The following is a 21,330-nucleotide window of genomic DNA, read 5'->3' on the forward strand; positions in this document are numbered from 1 at the left end:
TTATAGAGGTGTTTTTTAATATTCAAATAAAACAAAAATCCCAAACGGAGTAAACTTCGTTTGGGATTTTATATACTGAAAATAGCAATTATGCTTTCTTTTTCTTTGCTGGTGTAGTTACTGAAGGCGCAGCTACCGGAATTTTCGCTTTCATATCAGCGATTCCTTTTTCGATACTGTCTTTGAAGAATGGATAGACCCCATCGCCATTACCTAGCGTTTGTGCTTTTAAAGCAAAGCCTAGCGCTTCAGATGGTTTTCCTAATTTATCAAGGATCTGTGCTTTAATCCAGTTATTACGGAAGTTTTCGCGTAAGGCCAAAGATTTGTCAACCAAAGCTAAAGCTTTGTTTAAATCCAAGCCTTTTGCAACCATATATTCCGCCGCTTGTTGGAAAGCATTGGCAGTTTCATTATTTTTTTGATCTAAAGCCACATCCATGGCAGAAATATTATCTACTGTAATAGCCAATGAAACTTTTGTTTTCTCCCACGAGATATTCAAATTAGCTGCATCATCTTTTACATCTGAGAAATCAAAAGTAAATGATTCAACAGTTGGAACTGATTGCACCGGAGCAGTAACTCTCAATACATCATTTGATTGGCTATAACTTTGCTCACTTACGTTCAGGTCTTTGCTGAAAATAACTGTCCAGTTAGAGGCACCAGGGATAGACATGATAGCATATTTACCAGCTTTCAAGGCTTTTCCTTGTACATTAATATCAGACGATATTTCGATTTTTGTAGAAGAGTTGGCACCTGTACGGTACACTTTATCAAAAGGAATTAATTTTCCGAAAATTTCGCGGCCTCTTAACATTGGACGAGAATAATCGATTGAAATTTTTGAAGTACCTACTACCTGAGAAACCGAAGCACCAGGACTTGGAGCAGGAGCTACCTGAGCAAAAGTATAAGTTGCTGACAATAAACAACTTACCAAGAGACATGCAATTTTTTTCATTTAATTGTGATATTTCGTTGTTTTAATAAACTAATTTTCGCCGCAAATTAATAATAATTGTTGAAGTATGCACCGAAAAAAAATACTTGAATTACTTAATAAACATATTGGCATCGACTCAAACGAGCAATCAATGACACAAAAAACCATTGACTTCGTGAATACTTATACGAATTGTTTTGACAGAGAATTATTAATTGGGCATATAACGGGCTCCGCCTGGATTTTAGATAATTCCGGACAATTTGTTTTAATGATGCATCATCGGAAACTTAATAGATGGTTTCAACCAGGAGGGCATTGTGACGGAGACAGTGATGTATTTGCAGTTGCCTTAAAGGAAGCCTTAGAAGAAACTGGAGTAAGCGATATTCAGGTAGTAAATGAGAGCATATTTGATCTGGACATTCATACAATTCCTGAACGCAAAGGTATTCCTGAGCACTTTCATTATGATATACGCTTTATGTTTAAAGCTAATAAAGATTTACCTTTATTAATTAATGAAGAGTCAAATGATTTAGCATGGATAGAATTAGCTAAAGTGAAAGAATTGAATAGTGAGGAATCAATGATAAGAATGGTTAGAAAAACAGGACAAATAACAATCTGATGAAAGTTACAGGATTTACCATCGTTCGGAATGCAATTAAGTATGATTACCCAGCCATTGAGGCCATCACTTCAGTATTACCCATGTGTGATGAGTTTGTGGTTGCGGTGGGTAAATCAGAAGATGATACGCTGGCATTGATACAATCCATTAAGTCGGATAAAATACGAATCATTGAAACTATCTGGGATGAGTCTTTAAAAACAGGTGGAAGGGTTTTAGCTGTTGAAACCGATAAAGCTATTGCGGCCATCAGCCCGGATACAACCTGGGCATTTTACATTCAATGTGATGAAGTAGTGCATGAGAAGTACTACGATACCATCCGGCAAGCGATGCTAAAGTATGAACATGATTTAAAAGTTGAGGGCTTACTTTTTAAATACACTCACTTCTACGGCTCTTTTAATTATGTAGCTGATTCAAGAAAATGGTATCGGAATGAGATAAGAATTATCAGAAATACGAAAACTGTAGCCTCCTATCGTGATGCTCAGGGGTTTCGGAAACTGGACAATACCAAATTAAATGTAAAACCGATCGACGCCTATATCTATCATTATGGGTGGGTAAGACCTCCAAAAAAAATGGCTGAGAAAGTCCGCAATTTCCATGCCCTATGGCATACGCAGGAAGAAATTGATAAAATGCAACTAGATGAGGTGGACTTTGATTATTCAAAAATAGATTCGCTTCGTATTTTTGAAGAGACCCATCCAAAGGTTATGCAAAAGCGGATTGAACTAGCTAGCTGGAATTTTATATTTAATGTAGCAGAGAAGAGGTATAGCTTAAGAAATAGAATCCTGCTCTTTATAGAAAGCCTTACGGGCTGGAGACCCGGAGAGTATAAGAATTATAAGATTATCTAGAAATTCAGAGTTGTCCTGCAAGATATAGAGTGTAAAATTGAGTACTTTGTGAACATTGTGGCAAAATCTTTAAGGCACAATGTTCACAAATGGCACTAAGTTTGGCAATCCAATTAATATTAATTCCTTGCAACTTTAGTAGTAAAATTAAGGTTATCAGAAGTAACCTTTAAGATATAATTCGTTTGCCAGTAGTCAATCTTAGTAGGTAATGAAATATTTTTATCTGTGGTTTCCATCGACCAGATTACCTTGCCTGTCATATCAAATAATTTATATTCAAAGTTCTTTCCGGCATCATCTTTCAATACCCACACTTTCATCGGGTCATTCTGGGTATTAGATGGATTCGGAAATACCACCACATCCTTTCCTTGTTTTTTCAAGCTATTTATTAACTTCTCTAATTCCGCGATCTCATATGCCTTTTCAAAATCAGGAATACCAAAACCTATTCTATTGTCAGGGTTTTCATACTGACTAGCCGAACGAATCAGATAATCTCTCACCTGCATATTAGTCAGCTCAGGAAATGCCTGCCAGAAACCCGTTGCAAAACCAGCCATTAAAGGCGATGAAAACGAAGTTCCATTACTATATCCTGTTGTATTACCAGGTGTTCCTACCAATGTTCCCTGACCTTGTGCGGCCAATTCCGGTTTAATTCTTCCGTCTGCTGAAGGTCCATAAGAACTAAAAGTAGCTACACTTCTATTACCTGTTACAGCGCCTACTGCAATAATAGAATCGGCGTCAGCCGGTGTACCTATATATTTCCAGGTATCACTTCCTTCATTTCCTGCTGAGGCTACCACTAGTATTCCTACTTGCGCTGCCCAGTCTGCTGCTCTCGTGGCCAAGGCACGATCTCCATTCATATCAGAATATTTATAGTCCTGAGCCGCATTATCAAAAGTAGAATAGCCCAACGAAGTATTAATCACATCAACCCCTACGCTATCTGCCATTTCAGCGCCAAAAAGCCAGTTGGCTTCTTCACGTTTAGTTTCTGAATAAACATCTTCAGTACGTAATAATAAATAGCTGGCTTTATAGGCAGTTCCTACAATTCTTCCGCTTTCATAAGCTGCCATACAAGAGAGTACGCTTGTTCCATGCGTATGATCGTTATAAACGTTTAATTCTCTATCTACAAAATCAAAAGTGCCAATCACTCGTTTATCTGCAAATAAATCTTTAAAGAAGCTTAATTGATCCGCGTTCTGAAAACCTGAATCTAAAACACCTATCAGCATCCCCTCTCCTTTGAAACCTTTTGCATGCATTTTATCTGCTCCCAGCATAGCTAATTGGGTTTGAGAAAAACCATTATCTGTAAGCTCTTCCGAACCAAATTTATTTCTTGTAGTTTTATACTCACTGCCTTCACCGATGCGTGCGTTTCTAATATCTCCAGCCCCCTCTAATCCTTTTACGAACGAAAGTTTTAAAACCTGGCTTAAAACAGCAGGTGTTGCCTGAATCAAGGCTGCATTCAGCCAACGGGATTTATACAAAATCTTGGCTCCGGTTTTGCTTACTTCACTCAGATAAGCAATATTGGGAGGTAAATCGCGCTCAGTAACAGCTATCTTTTGCTTAGCACGTCGTTGAATAGAACGGTCAGAAAGGAATTGTTTCGGATTAGAAACAGAATAGGTTGAATTAGCTTTGTCTTTAAACACAATCAAATATTGGTTCTGAGCCAAAGCCGGCAATTGAAGCAAAAGCAATAAAATTACAAGTAAATTCTTCTTCATAGACTATACGGATAATACTTCAAATATAACGATAGGGGCTGATATTTGTTACTTCCAGATATGAAAAAAGTGCCAATCCTTTGAAAAATTGGCACATCATTATTTCTCTATTAATTGATAAAAATTTTCAGAAGTTAACTAAACAACCAAATCATAGAAAACTTTCGGCTGATTGCTTAAAACTCTTCAAAATCCAGCCCCCTCCTACTACATCATCTCCTTCGTAGAAAACTGCCGCCTGACCTGGTGCTATACCTGTCACTGGCTCATGGAAAATGACTTTCATTTTTTCGCCTTCCTGCACAATTTGTGCTGGTGAGCCTTCATGTTTATAACGTACTTTGGTAACTGTTTCCAGAGGTCGGTCAATCAGGTTTTCATATTTCTGCATCACCAGTTTACCTACCATCATACCGTCTCTTTCCAGGTCTTTTTCTTCGCCCAATACTACTTCATTGGTATCTTTTCTGATTTCTGTTACAAAAACTGGTTTGCCTAAAGCAATTCCTAAGCCTTTTCTTTGCCCGATAGTATAAAAAGGATAGCCTTCATGTTGGCCAACTACTTTACCATCCTGCATTACAAAGTTTCCACCTCTTACTCTATCCTCCAGTCCCTCGACTCTGCGTTTTAAGAAACCTCTGTAATCATTATCCGGCACAAAACAGATTTCATATGATTCAGACTTATTAACCAAATCAAAAAATCCTTTTTCGGTAGCCATTGCTCTGATTTCTGTTTTTTTCAGATGCCCGAGTGGCAATTGCGTGCGGGCAAGACTTTCTTGTGATACCCCCCATAATACATAACTCTGGTCTTTCCAGGTATCAACGCCTTTGGAAATGATATGTCTTCCGTTTTCCTGTCTTATATTTGCATAATGCCCTGTAGCTATAAATTCGCAATCCAGTTTATCTGCTCTTCGTAAAAGAGCATCCCATTTAATGTGGGTATTACATAAAACGCATGGATTAGGGGTACGCCCCTCCAGGTATTCACCAGTAAAATGATCAATTACATAATCACCAAATTCATTTCTGATATCAAGAATATAATGCGGGAAGCCCAGGTTCACTGCTATGTTGCGGGCATCATTAATAGAATCAAGGCTGCAACAACCTGTTTCTTTTTTGTTTCCACCTGATGAAGCATAATCCCATGTTTTCATGGTCATACCAATTACTTCATATCCTTGTTCGTGAAGAAGAACAGCTGCAAGAGAGCTGTCAATACCGCCACTCATGGCGACTAAAATTCGTCCGTGTTTGCTCATGTATATAACTGTCGCAGATTCAAAGTCTGCCGTTTTAGTGAATTAATATGCAAAATTAGTGAACAGAATTTGATTCTGAATAGTTCTGAACTAATTTTGAGGCTCGTTTTCAACAAAATTTCAGAATGGCACTACAAACACTCGTTAAAGTAAGTAATATCACCAATTTATCTGATGCACGATACTGTGCAGGTATGGGCGTAGAATTAGTTGGTTTTGTGATGGATAAATTTTCGGATGACTATATGCCAACTGAAAAACTGAAAGAAATTAAATCGTGGTTGGCGGGTGTACAAATTGTCGGAGAAACCCAATCATCAGATTATGATGAAATCGCTGCACTATTACAAACTTATGAAATAGATATACTTCAAATTGCTGACCCTGCCTTATTACCCAAAATAACCAACCTGGGTAAACCCATTATTCTGAAACTGGATGCTGACAGTGCGTATCTTGAAGATTACCTGAAACTCTACAATTCTTTTATTACCTACTTTTTGATTGATGGGCAGGAAATGACTGATTTCTTTCTCTATCATTTAAAAGAATACGCCTTTGATAATCCCGTTATTTTAGGATTTGGCGTTACACCAGATAATGTTCAACAGATTTTAGAAGAAACTCATTTGAAAGGCATAGCGCTGAAAGGTTCTCACGAAATACGCCCCGGTTATAAAGATTATGATGAATTGAGTGAAATCCTGGAGCAATTAGAGGTAGATTAAATCTTGTTTTTAAATTAGATTATCTATAAATATAATCAATTAGCAATCATCAATCAGCTCTCAATCATTGCGATTTAAGCTTATATTTGCTTTATATGTGGTTTAAAAGGGAATTTTAGGATTTAGCATTGATAAATCGTCATACAATTTATCCCTTTGACATTGAAAATTTCCATTCATGTAGTTTGCTATACATAGTACCGTCTTTCGCCTATATCTTTGTTTCATCAATCACACAGAAGTGGTTGAAATGAAAAGAAAAACAAAACATATAAATATTTAAAAAAATGAGAAAGCAATTGTATAGAATTAAAAGTAGCAAAATGTTAGGTGGTGTAGCTTCCGGTTTTGCTGAATATTTTGATATAGATGTAACTTTGGTTAGATTACTATTTGTGATAGCATTTTTTGCACCCATCCCTTCAGTTATTCCTTACATCGTTTTGTGGGCTATTATGCCAACGAAAGAGTCTGTGATGGCAAATAACAATATCGTGGTCAATCCATAAGTGAGGGCCACACGAGGCAAAGTGGAGTAGATGATTCAAAATATCTCAACGAGGCAAACAGCTTGTTTGCCTCATAACCAACAAAAAAATGCAAAAGAGACTATATCGTATCAAAAACAATAGTACCTTAGGTGGAGTAGCACAAGGATTAGCCGAATATTTTGAAATAGATGTAACACTTATTCGCGTACTTTTTGTATTATTATTATTCACACCGTTCCCATCAGGTTTAACTTATATTATTTTATGGATAGTATTACCTGTAAAGGACTCATACGGTTATGCTAACGCAACAATAAACGAAACTATTAATTCTGAAACCTCAAACTTTACAACTATGCGCAATCGCAATCAAAACAACAATTTGGTTGGAGGAGCTGTCCTCATCATTCTAGGTATTATATTTTCTTTCAAAACTTTCTTTCATATTAACCTATTTAGATATATCGGTCAGATGTGGCCTTTAATCCTGGTTGGTTTAGGTGTTTGGTTAATCGTGAGAGACCGCAAGGATGATAATTTTCCAAATTATCCAAAAAATGATATAGACACAAATCTTTGATAACCCATATCTCCCTACCCTTTCTCGTTCCGGTTCAACCCAAAATGGGGAAGGGTTTTTATTATCATAGCATCAGGCAAATGTGTAATATCGGGGAGTTCTAAACTCTTAAAAAAATGGAAAGAAGAACAAGTAATATTTTCTGGGGTGCCGTTCTTATTGTGATTGGCTTCCTGTTCTTAGGAACAAATCTCGATTGGTTTGATTTACATTGGTCATTCGGCGGAATCGCCCGTTTCTGGCCACTTCTCCTGATTCTAGCCGGTGTTTTTGCCTTCCTGAATCGCAGCCGTACTTTATACAATGCCACGTCTGCTTTATTAATCGCCTTTGCTATACCTCTAGGCATTTTCACATGCGTGGATGATGGCGTAAACGATTGGAAAGATGATATGAAACATGATTGGCACGTTGATTTTGATGACGACGATGATGATGACTACGACCATAATTCGTCAAGTTCGGATAGTTCTGATGGAGACGGCTACAAAAACTTCTACTCTGTTCCCATGGCATCGGGTATCACCGAAACCAAATTAAAAATAGGTGGTGGTGCCGCTGAGTTTGACCTGGAAGAATCAACAAATAACCTTTTTGAGGCATCTACGCATCTTCAATACAGAAGTGGATATGTACTTACAGAAGACCTGGCGAATGGCGTAAAAACCATTGAGTTTGAGCAAAAGGGTAAAAAAGGAAATTTCCATTTTGATAGTGATAATAATTTCAATAATGATGTAGTTATCAAATTGAACAAAGGCACTATCTGGGATATTGATTTAGGCATTGGCGCAGGCGAAGTTGACTTCGATTTCAGCGATTATAAAGTCAAAAAGCTAAACATGAACTCAGGTGCCGCTGATATTGATGTGAAATTAGGGGATAAAGTTGACAATGTAGAAGTTGATATTAATTCAGGTGTTACCAGCGTAAAATTGAGTGTTCCTCAAGGTGTAGGCTGCGAGTTCAGAATGGATGGTGCATTAAGTTCAAAAGATCTGGACGGTTTTGATAAAATGGGAGATGGCGTATGGAGAACACCAGGCTATGATAATGCTACCAAGAAAATCAAGGTTGATGCAGATACAGGTCTATCATCCATCAAGATTGTCCGTTATTAATAATATTTAACAGTAGTAAATTGGCGCACAGGTTTTGAAACCTGTGCGCTTTTATTTTACCTTTGCAGCAAAAGAAAACACTATCCTGCATGAAAAGATACGCCCTGCTTATACTCTTTGCCTTTATTTCTCTTCTTTCTTCGGCTCAAATGCTTTCGCCTTATGCAACTGTCAGTTTATTAACCATCGCTCCCGGCGATGCTCTATATTCTACGTTCGGGCATAGTGGTATCAGAATCAAAGACCCTATGCAAGCACTGGATATTGTTTATAATTATGGGGCTTTTGAGTTTAGAACCAAAGGATTTTATCTGAAGTTTCTGAGAGGTACCTTGCCTTATAAAATCAGCGTCGATTATTATGAAAATGAGATTTATGGATGGAGTTATGAAAATCGTCTGGTAGGTGAGCAAGTATTAAATTTATCGCAACAGCAAAAACAGGATATATATGCTTTTCTTATAAAAAATCAGTTACCAGAAAACAGATTTTATTCTTATAAGTTCTTTTATGATAACTGTTCAAGCAGATTAAGAGATGTGCTGAAAACTGTTTGCGGAGATAGTCTGACATTTCCAAATAATGTGCATGCAGATAGCAGTTATCGACAGTGGATTGATGTATATGCCCGGAAAAACAATAAACTATGGGCAGATTTTGGGATGGATTTAGCTATCGGAGAACCCTCTGACCGTATAACTGGTGCCAGTGGTGCGATGTTTTTGCCGGATAATCTGCGGGATGCTTTCGATAAAGCTAAAATCAAAAGAAATGGCGTTTGGCAACCTCTGGTTTCTCAAAAAAAAGATTTAAATCCTGAGGTTCTCAACGGTGTGATTAAAGAAAAAGAGACCATCACCCCAAATATACTTTTCTGGGGACTTTTTGTGTTAGCAGGTGGGCTTACTTTCCTTCAATTAAAGAAATATAACAGCAATTTCTTATTTGATAAAATTTTATTTACCATAACGGGTATTGTAGGTTGGGTAATCGTTTTCTTATGGTTCTTTACCAATCATGGCGTTACCGAGTACAACCTGAATATCATCTGGGCTTATCCCCTCTTATTCCCAATTGCTTTGCTTATCAAAAAAGATACTTCGCGCACCTGGTTAGCAACGCATTTTATGGCTTATGGTGTCATTCAGATATTATTATTATTAAGTTGGGCTTTTCTGCCACAAGAAATTAATAACTCTTTGATTCCGGTAGTCCTGATTTTAGCCATGAGGTCTTTCTTTGTCTGGTGGAGATTACGAAATAAATTGAGTACGTTTTAAAAACAGACCTTATAATCAAAAAGCCAAATCTAAATGATTTGGCTTTTTGATATGGACTTATTCAAGAACTTATTTCTTCTCAGGCAACAATACGAATTTAGCGAAATTATCCCCCAGGAATTGATTAGCTGCCTTCTTCACACTTTCTACACTTATTTTATCAATCATTTCTTTACTGTAACGATTGATAAAATTCAAATCATCACCATAAAAATACTGGTCTGACAGATACGAATTCCAGAAGCTATTTTCTTTCACCTGCAATTCTGTCGAGCGTTTTTCTTCGGCTTTCACCTTATCAATATCTACCGATTCTGGGCCGTTGGTTTTGATTTTCTGAATTTCATCTAAAGCAATTTTAGCTAGTTTTTCAGCATTGGCAGGCGAACAACCAAAAGAAATCGTCAGATTGTACTTTGGACTTGGCAATTTACTATAAGAAGCGCCGATGCTTGGTGAGTAAACACCAGCCGCCTCTTCACGAAGTTTTTCTGTGAGTTTAATGTCCAGTACTTCCGCTAAGGCATCCAGATTTAACCTTTCTTCCTCAGTATAATTAAATGTTCCATTAAATTGTAGATTCACAGAAGCTTTATCTTCCAGGCCTTTATAAACTGTTTTCTCTACTTTGCCTTTTACTTTATCAATGTGCAGATCTTTATACGATTCAACACGTTTGGTTGATGGTAGCCCGCCAATATACTTCTCTAACAAAGGTTTTATCTTTTCTACTTCGAAATTACCCACGAATACAAAGGTAAAATCACTTAAATCACTGAAACGGTCTTTATAGATTTCAAAAGCACGATCCAGATTTACTCTGTCAATATCTTCCGGTTTGGTTGGGATACGTCGGAAGTTCTTCTGATACAAAGTTGTAGTAATGGTATCACTGAAAACCTTTTCAGGTGTTAATGTTTTAAGTGAATTGGCAATCAGTTCTTTCTGATTCTTAAGGAAGCTTTTTACTACTTCATCGTCTCTTCTGGGTTGTACAATATAAGCGTACATCAATTGCAGAGCCGTTTCAAGATCAGTCGGTGTCGTATTACCGGAAACGCCTTCATTGAGCTCGTCAATATAAGTATAGACACTCACAACCTTACCCGACAAGAATTTATCTAGCTGAATATCAGACAGTTTGCCTACTCCTCCCTGCGAAACAGCGGTGGAAGCCAATTCGGCTGAGTAATAATCTGCGTCTGAATATAATGATGTACCACCTTTACTCACACCAGAAAACAGAATCTGGTCATTTTTGAAATTAGTTGGTTTTAAGGCAACTTTAATTCCATTACCAAATGTCAATTCTGTTACCCCGATCTCATCGATTTTCTTTTCTGACACTACTTTAGTGCCTGTTGGGATCTGCTCCAGAATTGCCGTAGCTACTGTTTCATCTTCATAAGGCTTCAAATCCGGGCTTTTATACTGTATCAACTCCAGAATCTTCGCTTCTGACGGCAGCTTATCTTTATCTTTTTCAGAGCCGATTACCATACCAATGCGGTTATCTTCTTTTATTACCTTTGTCGCAATTGCATTTACTTCTGCCAGCGTGATACCATCCAGATGTTTTTTTACGAACTCATACCTAAAATCAGCATTGGTATAAGGCGTGCCTTGCAGATAATTCTGAACCAGACCATTCACAAATGCTGCCGATTTGGTTTTATCTTTCTCCTTATAACCTTTCTCTATAGTTACCATATAATCTTTTTTGGCTCTTTCCAATTCACCTTTAGAGAAGCCAAATTTCCTCAATCTTTCCTGCTCATCCATTACCGCTTTAATGGCAGTTTCCAGACCATCAGCATTTTTTGGTAGAGTAATCACCTGAAAAGCATTTAGTCCGGCTAAAAATGGGCTATAAGCCATAATAGCAAATACAAACGGCGGATTAGGTTTCTTGGTGATTTCCTGTAAACGAGTACTTATCATCTGATTGAACAGGTTTTCAACTACGTCAGTCCGATAATCAGCCTGTGTTCTGGTTTTCTCCTGCGGCATTCTGGTATACAACTGAAAAACTGTCTGAGGAATCTCCTTATCCACCAATAATGCTGACTGCGTACCCTTTGAAGGAGCGATTTCATACTTGACACGCTTCGGGCCGCTCTTGTTTTCAGGAATATTACTGAATTTCTCTTTGATCAAGAACTCTACCTGTGCAGGGTCAAAATCACCCACAGCAACCACTGCCATTAAATCCGGGCGATACCAATCCTTGTAGAATTTAATAATTTGTTCAGGTTTGAAAGATGTCAGAATATCTACTTTCCCAATCGGAATACGTTCTGCATATCTTGAATTATTCAATAAAAGCGGAAGCAGTTTTTGTTGAACACGTCCTTGTGCATTTTTAAATCTGGCTCTTTCTTCTTCTAGTACGATGCCTCTCTCGTTATTGATTTCGGTCGTATCAAGGGTAGCATAGTGCGACCAATCTGCTAAAATCTGGAAGGCACGCTCAAATAACTTAGCAGAATCCGTTGGCACTTGCAATTGATAAATCGTTTCATCGAAACTGGTCGAGGCGTTCAAATCCGCACCAAATTTCATCCCCGATTTTTGAAGAAAATCTACCAACTGGTTTTTAGGAAAATCTTTCGTACCATTGAAATTCATATGTTCCATAAAATGGGCAAGACCTAATTGCTGGTCAGTTTCAAGGATTGAACCTGCATTGACTACCAGACGAAGTTCCATCCGGTTTTTAGGCTCTACGTTTTTCAGGATATAATATTTAATCCCATTTTTCAATGTTCCGGTTTTTACGGCAGGGTTATTCGGAATCGGGATGTTCAGGTTCTGTGCAAATGTCTGTGAAGTCACGAGCAAAAGCAGGAGCAGATTTCTCATCTTTTTCATAATGATCATGAATTAAAATTCGGTTTTTATATGTAATTAAGGTTTGTTAACTTCAGGAATACAGCAAATATGGTTGGATGTTTCCTTTCCAGTTTTTTGCAAGAGTAATACTTTTTATCTCTTCTTCAAAATCTTTTAATGGTAATTCAAATAATGACTCACTATAAGGAATTCCTAAAAGTAAATCAAGATGTTTGGTTCCTGTCGGGTTAACGTTTGTAGGATAGGGTTTCCATGCAAAATATTCCGGATGCTGATCTTTTATTAACTTGATTAGCATTAATCCATTAATGAGCGTATTAAATCCTGCAAAATCCTTTACATGAAAATTTATACCGCTACACACTTCACTTTCATATTTGCTTTCAGTTGGCACAAACGTAATGGGCTGCATTTCCAATTTCGAATTAAATAACTTTTCTGACAGCAAATTATTGTTTAACCAGGGTGCCCCAATGATAGTAAAGGGCATTTCTGTACCTCTACCTTCGCTGATATTAGTCGCTTCCAGCAATCCTAATCCGGGATATAACAATGAGGACTGAAAACCTCTCATGGCTGGAGAAGTTGGTACAAAGGGTATTTCCCAATCAGGCTGGTATGTATTCCTTTGCCAGTTCTCACACCGAATAACCTCAATATTCGCATTTATTCCTTTCGATTCATTAAAATACATTGCTAATTCTCCCAAAGTACAGCTATGTCTTAAAGGAATACCCCATCGGCCTATGAACGAAGAACAATGGCTCTCATCAAGCATCACTCCTTCTGCCCTATCTAAATTCGCTGAGATAGGATTAGGTCTATCAGCAATGATTAAACATTTATTAAATTTACCACAGGCTTCTAAAACATAAGAGAGTGTCCATAGATAGGTATAAAACCGGCAGCCAATATCAGGAATATCAAATAGCAGAATATCTATGTCAGCTAAATCCTGCTCATTGGCTATTAATTTTTCTCCATATAGACTGATAACTGGTAGCTGGGTCAGTGGATCAATACTATCATACATTTTTGCACCATCTGCTCCTGTGGTATCTAAACCATGCTCGGGCGAGAATAATTTGACTATATTAAACCCATTTTCAAGCAAGGCTTGCCTTGAAGGTTGTAAATTATTCGTTGTCGCAGCGTGGTTAGTTACGAGACCAATATTTTTACTTTTCCAATGAGGATTTTGTCTTAATAGTATATCAATTCCGAATTGAATCATATTTATTCTAAATAATTAAGCAAGTGTAAAAAGCCAATACTACTACCTTCAGCATTACCTGATTTTCTGGAAACCATCCCTGTGCTGCTTTCCTCTTTCAAAAAGGTTTCGACCATATGGGCCAATTTTTGGTTTCGTTTGTGTAGGTGATACGCTGATATTCCGAAACTACCTGCTCGTAACGATAGATAATCGCTATTTTAAACCGATTTCCGGCTAGCTTCATATCAGCAAGTGCTTTCCCTCTTCTCATAAACTCCCCAAAAACTGGATATATCTTTGCCATTTTTTTATAATTGTAGAAAATAATTCCTCTATCCGGGTTGCAATGTAAGCCTACGCTTCCCTGACTAGGTGTCTCCGACTGTGCTTCCCCTAAATTTCCGACTTAAATTAGTGTTTTCAAAAGATTGTGAGAGCTTTTTGCTATAATCATACTGGTAAAACCAATATAATATAAGTTGTTAATAGTAATTTTAACAAAAGAAAAGAATGAATCATTCGTAGCAAATATCAAGAAAGTATGCTACCCTTTTCAATCAGAAAAACAATATTTAAACTTGCCCTTACAAACTTTTACTTTGACATTAGCGTTTCAATTAATAGCTACGTCTTAATCTTACAGGCATTACCTTATATTACTAAAATTCCTTTTCTATGACCGGCCGAACTATTCTGAGTCGTTTGTTTTCCTATTTTATACGTGGATTACTTTTTGTTGCTCCTCTCGGATTTACCTTTTTTATTTTACTAGGCGCTTTTGATTTTGTTGATAACCTTATTCGTATCAGAATTCCAATAGGCGACCCCGATCGGGAATTATTTATTCCGGGTTTAGGCTCTTTAATTATCATAACCGGAACTATGCTGATTGGATTTGTTTTTTCGGTACTACTCCCACAAACCATTCAGAATATAATCGAAAATGCGATTAGTCATTTACCTTTAGTCAGGATTTTTTACTTTGCTTTTAAAGATTTAATTTCGGCTTTTGTTGGCGATAAACGTAAATTTAATCAGGGTGCGATAGTACTCATCAATAAAGAAGCACAAGTTTATAAAATTGGCTTTATTACACAAAATGATTTGAGTAATTTAGGCGTTAGTGACTTAGTGGCAGTCTACTTTCCGCATAGTTACGCCTTTTCGGGAAATCTGATATTAGTACCCAGAGAAAACGTACAAATGCTCGACTTACCAATTGCTGAAATCATGAAGCTAATTGTTTCAGGAGGTGTGTCTGTGAATGATAAGCTTTAAAACCATACTGACAGACACCAAACAACATGAATCAATGCTTGCCATTTGAAAGAAGCAACACATATCAATAAAAATATCTATTTATCCCGCAACGGAATACGATTCCGTGCTACTATATAAATCCTATGACTCGATTAAGACCATATTTACTGCTATTTTTTCTTTCTCTGACACTTGGCTGCTTTGCACAAGACATACATCAGCGTGAAGCAAAATCAGTAGAAGAACTCATCTACCGAAAAGACCCTTCACAGGCAAGGAGTATGTTTAATAAAGATAAATATCTGGTTTTAGAAAAAGTAAGAACCGGTAGACGTACAAAGTTTTATAAAGGTGATGTTTTCAGATTCAAGACCAAAGATGATATGGTTTATGAAGACAATCTTTATGACATTACTGATTCGTCATTCGTGATTACTTCATTGAATGAAGTAATGAATCGCTATGAATATGTTGAAGTCAAGATTAAAGATGTAGCTCGTATTTATAAGCACCCTAAAAGGCCCATTCGATTTGGAATTGCCAACTTCTCCCCTTTTTCATACATTCTGATAGAATGGGCAGCATGGGGGGTAAATCCTGTAACAAACCCCAAATTAATTCTGGCAGCCGGATTAACGGCAGCTTCTCCTCTATTTACTGTTTTGCAGAATGCTTTGAGAAGTAAAAAGCTAACTGAGAATTACCGTTTGAGGGTTTTTCAGAGTTTTTAGCAATCTAAGTGTAAGGATTAACCAAGGAGTTACACTAAGTTGTGTACAGAGTTTCACTGAGGTTTAAATTAATCACTAATTCACTAAATCGCTCATTCACTCAATCACTAAATCAGCTTTGCCCCAATTCCGAATCGTATCCGTCATGGCTTCGAACTCTATTAAGAAGCCATCATGGCCGTAGAGCGATTCTATTAAAGCATATTTTGCTTCAGGAATATGCTGTGCAATAAATGCTTGCTCTTCCGGTGGGAATAAAACATCTGAAGAAATTCCAATTACCAGCGTTTTTGATTTGATAGTCGCAAGAACCTCCTCTACTTTACCTCTTCCTCTACCCACATCATGTGAATCGAACATTTTAGAGAGAGTCCAATACGAAAAAGCATTAAAGCGTTTACCTAGTTTCTCACCCTGATAATTCTGATAGGTATTGGCACGAAAAAAATCTATCTGCCCTTCGTCTCTGGATTGAGTACGGTTATACGTAGCATAGTTGCGATAAGATAATAAGGCAATTGAGCGGGCTACTTTCATACCAGTCATACCGGCTTTCGGGCTTCTTTCTGTCCACGATGGGTCGGCAGCAATAGCCATGCGTTGAGATTCATTAAAGGCAATTCCCCAAGGAGAATGAATAGCATTCGTTGAAAACAAAATCAGGTTTTCAATCAGATCTGGTTGTAGCAATGCCCATTCAAGGGCCTGTTGCCCACCTAAAGAGCCGCCTAAAAGAGTATTAATTTTATAAATACCCAGTTGTTGACGCAGCAAGTCTAAGGCTCTTGCCACATCGCGTATACTGATAAAAGGGAAATCATGATAATAAGGCTCACCTGAAATCGGGTTTTTACTAAGCGCATTAGTTGAGCCATAATGAGAACCAATAATATTGGCACAGATAATAAAATGTTCGGTTGGGTTATATAATCTTTTTTCACCTATTAAACCATTCCACCAGTCAGTCGGATTCGCATTACCTGTAAAAGCATGACATACCCATATCACATTATCCATTGCGGCATTGGGTTTTCCGAAAGTAGTATAAGCCAGCTGAAATTCAGGTAACCATTGGCCTGATTCTAATTTGAATGGTTCGTCGTAGCGAAATATCTGTTGGTTTTCCATTGTTTATGAGTACAAAATCTTTAGCCTAATCTCTGATGTACAGAAAATCAGGTGACACAAAACGCATACCCCTCGGTAATACGGTAAACAAAACCAATTTTAAAACGATTGTCTATGATTGGTTTATAAGTCCGAATGGTCTGACCCTTTCGGTAGGTTTTGGCACCTTATCGCAAGTAGCGGGACAGGTTGCCCGAGATTCACAGAGCCTATTCTCTCCTCTCGTCTGTATAAATCAATCCATTAGCTACGGAAAGTATCTGTTTGAATTGATGATGCAAATATGGAACTTGAATTTGTAGAAAACAAGATTTTGAATTCCTTTTTTATTGACGCCGACACTAGAAGTATTTAAGATAGTACTCATTGATGTCCTTAATATCGTCGGGCAAATACTTTCTGTTTACTGATATACCGTGCAGGTGAAGCTCTTCCATCAGGTCTCTGGTACCTGTTTGTCCGGCAGTATCATTATCAAACCATATCCAGATATTGAATTTTCTAAAGAGTTTTATCCATTCCTTTTTAAAGGTTTTGGCACTACCAAGACTCACGGCAATCATCCCGTGTTTAACTAAAGTCATGCAATCAAATGCACCTTCTGTCAGGTAGACTTCCGCATTTCCTCTCAGATTCTTCAAAGAATCAATATTGAAAACAGTTCTCGGGATACCTGTTAAGAACTGATATTTATTTGTACCCTCTGGTGGATTGTCTATGGTTCTACCCTGTAAATAAACGATACGACCATTCTGATAATAAGGGATAATAATAGGATGCTTGAAGAAAACCAGATTTCCCCTTTCATTGACAATACCACTCGCGATCAGGTCTGCTGTGGTATATTTTTCTTTGAGGTAATCGTTAGCTAAGCCGTAATTTTTGATCACAAACAATTTAAAATAACGGATTGTCCAATCATCTATTCCCCTTCCCCGCAAATACTCAGCAGCTTTTCTTGCTGATTCAGTTGCAGGTTGGCTTATACAAAACTTCTGAAAATCTTCGTAGATATCGCTGAATTTTTCGTGAAATACAAAAGTTTTTTCTTCTACCGACTTTCGGGTATAAATACTTTTAACATCAATCTTTCGTGTTTTTTTTGAGCCAGTGCCATCATAATTCGGGATATACCTACTAGCTAACTCTTCCAGAGCAGTCTTGAAATCTATCTGGCAAACATTGGCATACAAATTAATTACATCACCGCGTTTGCCACAGCCGAAACAGTGAAATTCATTTTGTGGAGGCGGATAAAAAACCAGCGAGGGAGTATCTTCTACATGAAAAGGGCATAGCATACGTCGGGTTTGAATCACATCAAATCCCAAATCTCTCGCTACCTGCCTGATGTCAATTTCTTTAACCCTTTGTAATAAATCGTTCATGCTATTTTCTATGAATCACCGTTGGTGCCGATTGCGCACCGGCATATAAAACAATATCAGCAATGGTTACCCTTGGTGGTGTATTAACCGCATATAAAATGGCATCAGCTACATCTTCCGGTTGTAAAGGGTCAAACCCTTCATATACTTTTTCTGCCCGTTTTGCATCACCTTTAAATCTTACCAAAGAAAACTCTGTTTCAACGGCTCCCGGAGCGATATTGGTTAATTTTATACCATGTTGTGTTAAATCCAGTCTCATACCTTCGCTTAAAGCTTCCACTGCTGCTTTTGATGCACAATAAACCGCTCCATTCGCATAAGTATATTTTCCGGCTACCGAACTCAGGTTCACTATATGACCCTTCTCACGTTCCACCATGCCTGATATTATGGCCTTTGATACATATAGTAAACCCTGCACATTACCGTCAATCATCATGTCCCAATCATCCACATCACCATCCTGAATGGGTGACATTCCATGAGCATTGCCTGCATTATTTACTAGAATATCAATACTCTTCCATTCATCCGATAAAGAATTAATGGCGTTGAAAACTTCTACTTTATTGGTAACATCAAATTTCAAAGTAGTAACCAATACCTTCTTAGAGAATTGTTCCTGCAAATTATCTAATCGCTCTTGTCGGCGACCACATAAAATAAGATTAATACCATTGTTGGCAAAGGCTGATGCTGTTGCTTTACCAATTCCGGAAGTTGCGCCGGTGATAAGTGCTATGCGAGACATATCTTGTTGCTAAGGTTTAGTTTAATAACTGATTATCATTAATAATCATTATCTATATTTTTATCATCTGTTAAACTAAAAAGTGTGGTAGCTGGTTGTGCTAATTCTACCTGATTTTTTTCGAGTATATGCAGAATTGCTACATTCACTTCTTCTCTGATACTTTTACTCTCCCAATAATCGGCCGTAGCAGCCATAAATACTACCAGGATATTGATTGAATAATCTCCGATGGCATCCAGTTTTACATGACCGCCAGTGCTGATTCTTTCATGATTATCCAATATCGTTTGCACCTCTTCAATTATCTGCTTAATCTGCCGGATTGAAGCTTCTATTTTTAAACGTATAAAAAACTTGTGCCTGCGTTCCATCCGTTCAGAGATATTGTTTAATGATTGTGAGACAAGCATCTGATTTGGAACAACAACCAGACTCCCATCTACATTGCGGATACGCGTGCTGCGAAAGCCCACTTTTTCAATTTTACCTACCATTGTACCTAATTCTATATCATCGCCTACAATAAATGGTTGCTCGGTAAAAAGTGTAAATGACGCGAATAGATTTTCTAAAGTAGCACGAGCGGCCAGAGCTAAAGCTACCCCACCAATACCCAAGCCAGTGATAAGACTGATAACATCCTGCTTAAAAACAAAGCCAAGAATCAGAAAAAAAGAAGAAAAGGCAATCAGAACGATGATAATATCCCGGAAAAAAGGTACTAACTGTTTTTCTTTATTAGATTCAGTTTCTTCTGCTTTTTTGAGGTAGACCAAGGCAAAAAAGCGGATCAGCCGGATGATAAGCCAGGTAATACCTGCTACAAAAAGCATATCCAAAGTACGGTCGACGAAATCAGCAAAACGCATCTTTCCGAAAGGAATAATACGCCATTTACGTGGAAAAACAATTTCGTTAACTGCACCATATATGATTAATAAAGCTAAAAGAAACTCTAATGGACTTCTCAGTAGATTTACGAAATCAGCTACAGGAACACCTTGAGTCTCCTTTTTCATGATTCGATACACTATCCGGCTTACCGTCACTGATAAAATCCGTTTGAATAAAAAACCGACAATAAGTATTCCGAAAAACCAGAGCCAGTTTTCGGCAGTATTATAAAAATAAGTAGTTCTGAGAAATTTATCCATTATAAACACAAATTACGAGCCCATTTTCAGGGGCTATATCAAAGTTTGAATACCATTCTGCACAAAATCAAGTACTCTTCTTTCCACCCATGTTTCATTCGAATCAGGCAACATAAAGCCTACATGGCCACCAAAATGTAATAATTGCAGATATACGTGAGGGTTCAGTTCTGCATCCCCTAAATCCAGACATTCGGGTGAAAGAAAAGGGTCATTTTTTGCCTGAACGATTAAAGTAGGCTTCAAAATATTTTTCAGATAAGGCTTTGCTCCTGCCTTCTTATAAAAATCATGTGCATCTTTAAAACCATATAGCTTGGCTGTATAGCGATTATCAAACTCTTCAAAGTCTTTTATCTTTTCATAACCCTCATGATTCAACAAAGGATTATTCGGATGCTGAACAGCCTTCTGCTTGATTTTCTTACCCAACTTATTGATAAACCGAGTCATATAAAAGCGTCGTCCGGGCTTATATAATTCATACACAGAAGTAAATAAATCGAGTGGGACAGAAACTGCTATTCCGCATTTTACCTGTTCCGGCAATCTGTCAGGCTGGTCGCCTAGTAATCTGATAGTCATGCTTCCTCCCATGCTGAAACCTACCAGAACCACTTCTTCGTATTGATGTTTCTGAATGGCATATTCCACTACAAATCTAATATCCTCAATATCACCATGATGATAAAACCGAGGTAGACGATTCATTTCTCCACTGCAACTGCGGCAATTCCAACCAAGTCCATCGTAACCATTATCGTTAAATTTCTTTATCATTCCAGTTACATAATGGCGCGTTGAATCTCCCTCTAAGCCATGTGTAACAATCACAAGTTTTTTAGATGGCTGCTTGCCGGCATAGGACCAATCCATATCCAGAAAATCGCTATCTGCTAATTCAACCCGCTCGCGTTGATAATTAACTGGTATTTTTCGGAAAAGACTCGGGTAAATGGTTTGAATATGGGCATTAAACTGCCATCTGGGAGGACGGTAATCGGTATTAACTGGTAAAACTGGCATAACACTAAAGGTAATTTGATAAGTCTTGCTGAATAAGAATCAGCAATAGTCTTAATACAATAACATCATTTAGAACATGTTTAAAAATTATATTTGTTATAATTCATAATCGATTTAGAATAATTTGGC

20 protein-coding genes and 1 riboswitch are annotated in these 21,330 nt (G+C 37.5%); of the genes, 9 read left to right on the top strand and 11 right to left on the bottom strand.

Annotation, left to right across the window (positions count from 1 at the left end; genetic code table 11):
- Positions 1 to 88: 88 nt before the first annotated feature.
- Positions 89 to 970: a DUF2911 domain-containing protein gene (locus ACYVFA_RS07325; protein WP_460471162.1), complete on the bottom strand. Its 882-nt coding sequence runs from the start codon at positions 968 to 970 to the stop codon at positions 89 to 91.
- 67 nt (positions 971 to 1,037) lie between these two features.
- Between ACYVFA_RS07325 and ACYVFA_RS07330 the strand changes: the two genes are divergently transcribed.
- Positions 1,038 to 1,583, top strand: a complete 546-nt coding sequence (locus ACYVFA_RS07330) for an NUDIX hydrolase (RefSeq protein ID WP_460471163.1) — start codon at positions 1,038 to 1,040, stop codon at positions 1,581 to 1,583.
- Complete coding sequence (locus tag ACYVFA_RS07335) at positions 1,583 to 2,455, top strand: glycosyltransferase family protein (RefSeq protein ID WP_460471164.1); 873 nt, start codon at positions 1,583 to 1,585, stop codon at positions 2,453 to 2,455. The genes ACYVFA_RS07330 and ACYVFA_RS07335 overlap by 1 nt, the downstream gene beginning before the upstream one ends.
- Before the next feature lie 119 nt (positions 2,456 to 2,574).
- On the opposite strand, the gene ACYVFA_RS07340 is transcribed toward ACYVFA_RS07335, so the two are convergent.
- On the bottom strand, positions 2,575 to 4,215 hold the full coding sequence (locus ACYVFA_RS07340; RefSeq protein WP_460471165.1) for a S8 family serine peptidase: 1,641 nt from the start codon (positions 4,213 to 4,215) through the stop codon (positions 2,575 to 2,577).
- Between the two features lie 151 nt (positions 4,216 to 4,366).
- Positions 4,367 to 5,488 (bottom strand): MnmA/TRMU family protein, encoded by a 1,122-nt coding sequence (gene mnmA / locus ACYVFA_RS07345; protein WP_460471166.1) that lies wholly within the window; start codon positions 5,486 to 5,488, stop codon positions 4,367 to 4,369.
- Positions 5,489 to 5,613: 125 nt separating this feature from the next.
- Here mnmA and trpF point away from each other — a divergent pair, with 125 nt between their 5' ends.
- The 5 genes from trpF to ACYVFA_RS07370 all read left to right on the top strand — a co-directional run bounded on the left by trpF (position 5,614) and on the right by ACYVFA_RS07370 (position 9,688).
- Positions 5,614 to 6,216, top strand: a complete 603-nt coding sequence (gene trpF, locus ACYVFA_RS07350) for a beta/alpha barrel domain-containing protein (RefSeq protein WP_460471167.1) — start codon at positions 5,614 to 5,616, stop codon at positions 6,214 to 6,216.
- Between the two features lie 287 nt (positions 6,217 to 6,503).
- Positions 6,504 to 6,725, top strand: coding sequence for a PspC domain-containing protein (locus ACYVFA_RS07355; RefSeq protein ID WP_460471168.1), 222 nt, complete (start codon positions 6,504 to 6,506; stop codon positions 6,723 to 6,725).
- Positions 6,726 to 6,813: 88 nt separating this feature from the next.
- The gene (locus ACYVFA_RS07360) at positions 6,814 to 7,287 is read left to right on the top strand and encodes a PspC domain-containing protein (RefSeq protein WP_460471169.1); all 474 of its coding nucleotides are present in this window, start codon (positions 6,814 to 6,816) and stop codon (positions 7,285 to 7,287) included.
- Between the two features lie 116 nt (positions 7,288 to 7,403).
- Complete coding sequence (locus ACYVFA_RS07365) at positions 7,404 to 8,408, top strand: LiaI-LiaF-like domain-containing protein (RefSeq protein WP_460471170.1); 1,005 nt, start codon at positions 7,404 to 7,406, stop codon at positions 8,406 to 8,408.
- Between the two features lie 89 nt (positions 8,409 to 8,497).
- Positions 8,498 to 9,688: a lipoprotein N-acyltransferase Lnb domain-containing protein gene (locus ACYVFA_RS07370; protein WP_460471171.1), complete on the top strand. Its 1,191-nt coding sequence runs from the start codon at positions 8,498 to 8,500 to the stop codon at positions 9,686 to 9,688.
- 69 nt (positions 9,689 to 9,757) lie between these two features.
- Here ACYVFA_RS07370 and ACYVFA_RS07375 read toward each other — a convergent pair whose 3' ends face one another.
- The 3 genes from ACYVFA_RS07375 to ACYVFA_RS07385 form a co-directional block, all read right to left on the bottom strand.
- On the bottom strand, positions 9,758 to 12,559 hold the full coding sequence (locus tag ACYVFA_RS07375) for a M16 family metallopeptidase (protein ID WP_460471172.1): 2,802 nt from the start codon (positions 12,557 to 12,559) through the stop codon (positions 9,758 to 9,760).
- Positions 12,560 to 12,611: 52 nt separating this feature from the next.
- Entirely contained in the window at positions 12,612 to 13,775 is a 1,164-nt protein-coding gene (locus ACYVFA_RS07380; RefSeq protein ID WP_460471173.1) for an exo-beta-N-acetylmuramidase NamZ family protein, read from the bottom strand.
- A 97-nt stretch (positions 13,776 to 13,872) separates the two neighbouring features.
- The gene (locus tag ACYVFA_RS07385) at positions 13,873 to 14,061 is read right to left on the bottom strand and encodes a hypothetical protein (RefSeq protein WP_460471174.1); all 189 of its coding nucleotides are present in this window, start codon (positions 14,059 to 14,061) and stop codon (positions 13,873 to 13,875) included.
- Positions 14,062 to 14,432: 371 nt separating this feature from the next.
- Here ACYVFA_RS07385 and ACYVFA_RS07390 point away from each other — a divergent pair, with 371 nt between their 5' ends.
- Positions 14,433 to 15,035 carry a DUF502 domain-containing protein gene (locus tag ACYVFA_RS07390; RefSeq protein WP_460471175.1) on the top strand — a complete coding sequence of 201 codons (603 nt, stop codon included), beginning with the start codon at positions 14,433 to 14,435 and terminating at the stop codon, positions 15,033 to 15,035.
- A gap of 125 nt (positions 15,036 to 15,160) precedes the next feature.
- The gene (locus tag ACYVFA_RS07395; RefSeq protein WP_460471176.1) at positions 15,161 to 15,748 is read left to right on the top strand and encodes a hypothetical protein; all 588 of its coding nucleotides are present in this window, start codon (positions 15,161 to 15,163) and stop codon (positions 15,746 to 15,748) included.
- 96 nt (positions 15,749 to 15,844) lie between these two features.
- Here the strand turns inward: ACYVFA_RS07395 and ACYVFA_RS07400 are convergent, their stop codons facing one another.
- The 5 genes from ACYVFA_RS07400 to ACYVFA_RS07420 form a co-directional block, all read right to left on the bottom strand.
- Entirely contained in the window at positions 15,845 to 16,876 is a 1,032-nt protein-coding gene (locus ACYVFA_RS07400) for a homoserine O-acetyltransferase family protein (RefSeq protein WP_460471177.1), read from the bottom strand.
- Between the two features lie 120 nt (positions 16,877 to 16,996).
- Positions 16,997 to 17,113, bottom strand: a riboswitch (SAM riboswitch).
- A 104-nt stretch (positions 17,114 to 17,217) separates the two neighbouring features.
- Positions 17,218 to 18,264: a CHC2 zinc finger domain-containing protein gene (locus ACYVFA_RS07405; RefSeq protein WP_460471178.1), complete on the bottom strand. Its 1,047-nt coding sequence runs from the start codon at positions 18,262 to 18,264 to the stop codon at positions 17,218 to 17,220.
- A 1-nt stretch (position 18,265) separates the two neighbouring features.
- On the bottom strand, positions 18,266 to 19,018 hold the full coding sequence (locus ACYVFA_RS07410; protein WP_460471179.1) for a Rossmann-fold NAD(P)-binding domain-containing protein: 753 nt from the start codon (positions 19,016 to 19,018) through the stop codon (positions 18,266 to 18,268).
- A 38-nt stretch (positions 19,019 to 19,056) separates the two neighbouring features.
- Positions 19,057 to 20,175 carry a mechanosensitive ion channel family protein gene (locus tag ACYVFA_RS07415; RefSeq protein WP_460471180.1) on the bottom strand — a complete coding sequence of 373 codons (1,119 nt, stop codon included), beginning with the start codon at positions 20,173 to 20,175 and terminating at the stop codon, positions 19,057 to 19,059.
- Between the two features lie 33 nt (positions 20,176 to 20,208).
- Positions 20,209 to 21,201, bottom strand: a complete 993-nt coding sequence (locus ACYVFA_RS07420) for a YheT family hydrolase (protein ID WP_460471181.1) — start codon at positions 21,199 to 21,201, stop codon at positions 20,209 to 20,211.
- Positions 21,202 to 21,330: the final 129 nt, after the last annotated feature.

This window comes from Emticicia fontis (assembly GCF_054779675.1).

What these genes read in the sequence shown, in the direction of transcription:
- ACYVFA_RS07395 (WP_460471176.1), top strand. Translation starts at nt 15,161, where the DNA reads ATGACTCGATTAAGACCATATTTACTGCTATTTTTTCTTTCTCTGACA.
- ACYVFA_RS07410 (WP_460471179.1), bottom strand. Translation starts at nt 19,018, where the DNA reads ATGTCTCGCATAGCACTTATCACCGGCGCAACTTCCGGAATTGGTAAA.
- ACYVFA_RS07415 (WP_460471180.1), bottom strand. Translation starts at nt 20,175, where the DNA reads ATGGATAAATTTCTCAGAACTACTTATTTTTATAATACTGCCGAAAAC.
- ACYVFA_RS07370 (WP_460471171.1), top strand. Translation starts at nt 8,498, where the DNA reads ATGAAAAGATACGCCCTGCTTATACTCTTTGCCTTTATTTCTCTTCTT.
- mnmA (WP_460471166.1), bottom strand. Translation starts at nt 5,488, where the DNA reads ATGAGCAAACACGGACGAATTTTAGTCGCCATGAGTGGCGGTATTGAC.
- ACYVFA_RS07380 (WP_460471173.1), bottom strand. Translation starts at nt 13,775, where the DNA reads ATGATTCAATTCGGAATTGATATACTATTAAGACAAAATCCTCATTGG.
- ACYVFA_RS07365 (WP_460471170.1), top strand. Translation starts at nt 7,404, where the DNA reads ATGGAAAGAAGAACAAGTAATATTTTCTGGGGTGCCGTTCTTATTGTG.
- ACYVFA_RS07390 (WP_460471175.1), top strand. Translation starts at nt 14,433, where the DNA reads ATGACCGGCCGAACTATTCTGAGTCGTTTGTTTTCCTATTTTATACGT.
- ACYVFA_RS07360 (WP_460471169.1), top strand. Translation starts at nt 6,814, where the DNA reads ATGCAAAAGAGACTATATCGTATCAAAAACAATAGTACCTTAGGTGGA.
- ACYVFA_RS07355 (WP_460471168.1), top strand. Translation starts at nt 6,504, where the DNA reads ATGAGAAAGCAATTGTATAGAATTAAAAGTAGCAAAATGTTAGGTGGT.
- ACYVFA_RS07385 (WP_460471174.1), bottom strand. Translation starts at nt 14,061, where the DNA reads ATGGCAAAGATATATCCAGTTTTTGGGGAGTTTATGAGAAGAGGGAAA.
- ACYVFA_RS07335 (WP_460471164.1), top strand. Translation starts at nt 1,583, where the DNA reads ATGAAAGTTACAGGATTTACCATCGTTCGGAATGCAATTAAGTATGAT.
- ACYVFA_RS07325 (WP_460471162.1), bottom strand. Translation starts at nt 970, where the DNA reads ATGAAAAAAATTGCATGTCTCTTGGTAAGTTGTTTATTGTCAGCAACT.
- ACYVFA_RS07340 (WP_460471165.1), bottom strand. Translation starts at nt 4,215, where the DNA reads ATGAAGAAGAATTTACTTGTAATTTTATTGCTTTTGCTTCAATTGCCG.
- ACYVFA_RS07375 (WP_460471172.1), bottom strand. Translation starts at nt 12,559, where the DNA reads ATGAAAAAGATGAGAAATCTGCTCCTGCTTTTGCTCGTGACTTCACAG.
- trpF (WP_460471167.1), top strand. Translation starts at nt 5,614, where the DNA reads ATGGCACTACAAACACTCGTTAAAGTAAGTAATATCACCAATTTATCT.
- ACYVFA_RS07400 (WP_460471177.1), bottom strand. Translation starts at nt 16,876, where the DNA reads ATGGAAAACCAACAGATATTTCGCTACGACGAACCATTCAAATTAGAA.
- ACYVFA_RS07405 (WP_460471178.1), bottom strand. Translation starts at nt 18,264, where the DNA reads ATGAACGATTTATTACAAAGGGTTAAAGAAATTGACATCAGGCAGGTA.
- ACYVFA_RS07420 (WP_460471181.1), bottom strand. Translation starts at nt 21,201, where the DNA reads ATGCCAGTTTTACCAGTTAATACCGATTACCGTCCTCCCAGATGGCAG.
- ACYVFA_RS07330 (WP_460471163.1), top strand. Translation starts at nt 1,038, where the DNA reads ATGCACCGAAAAAAAATACTTGAATTACTTAATAAACATATTGGCATC.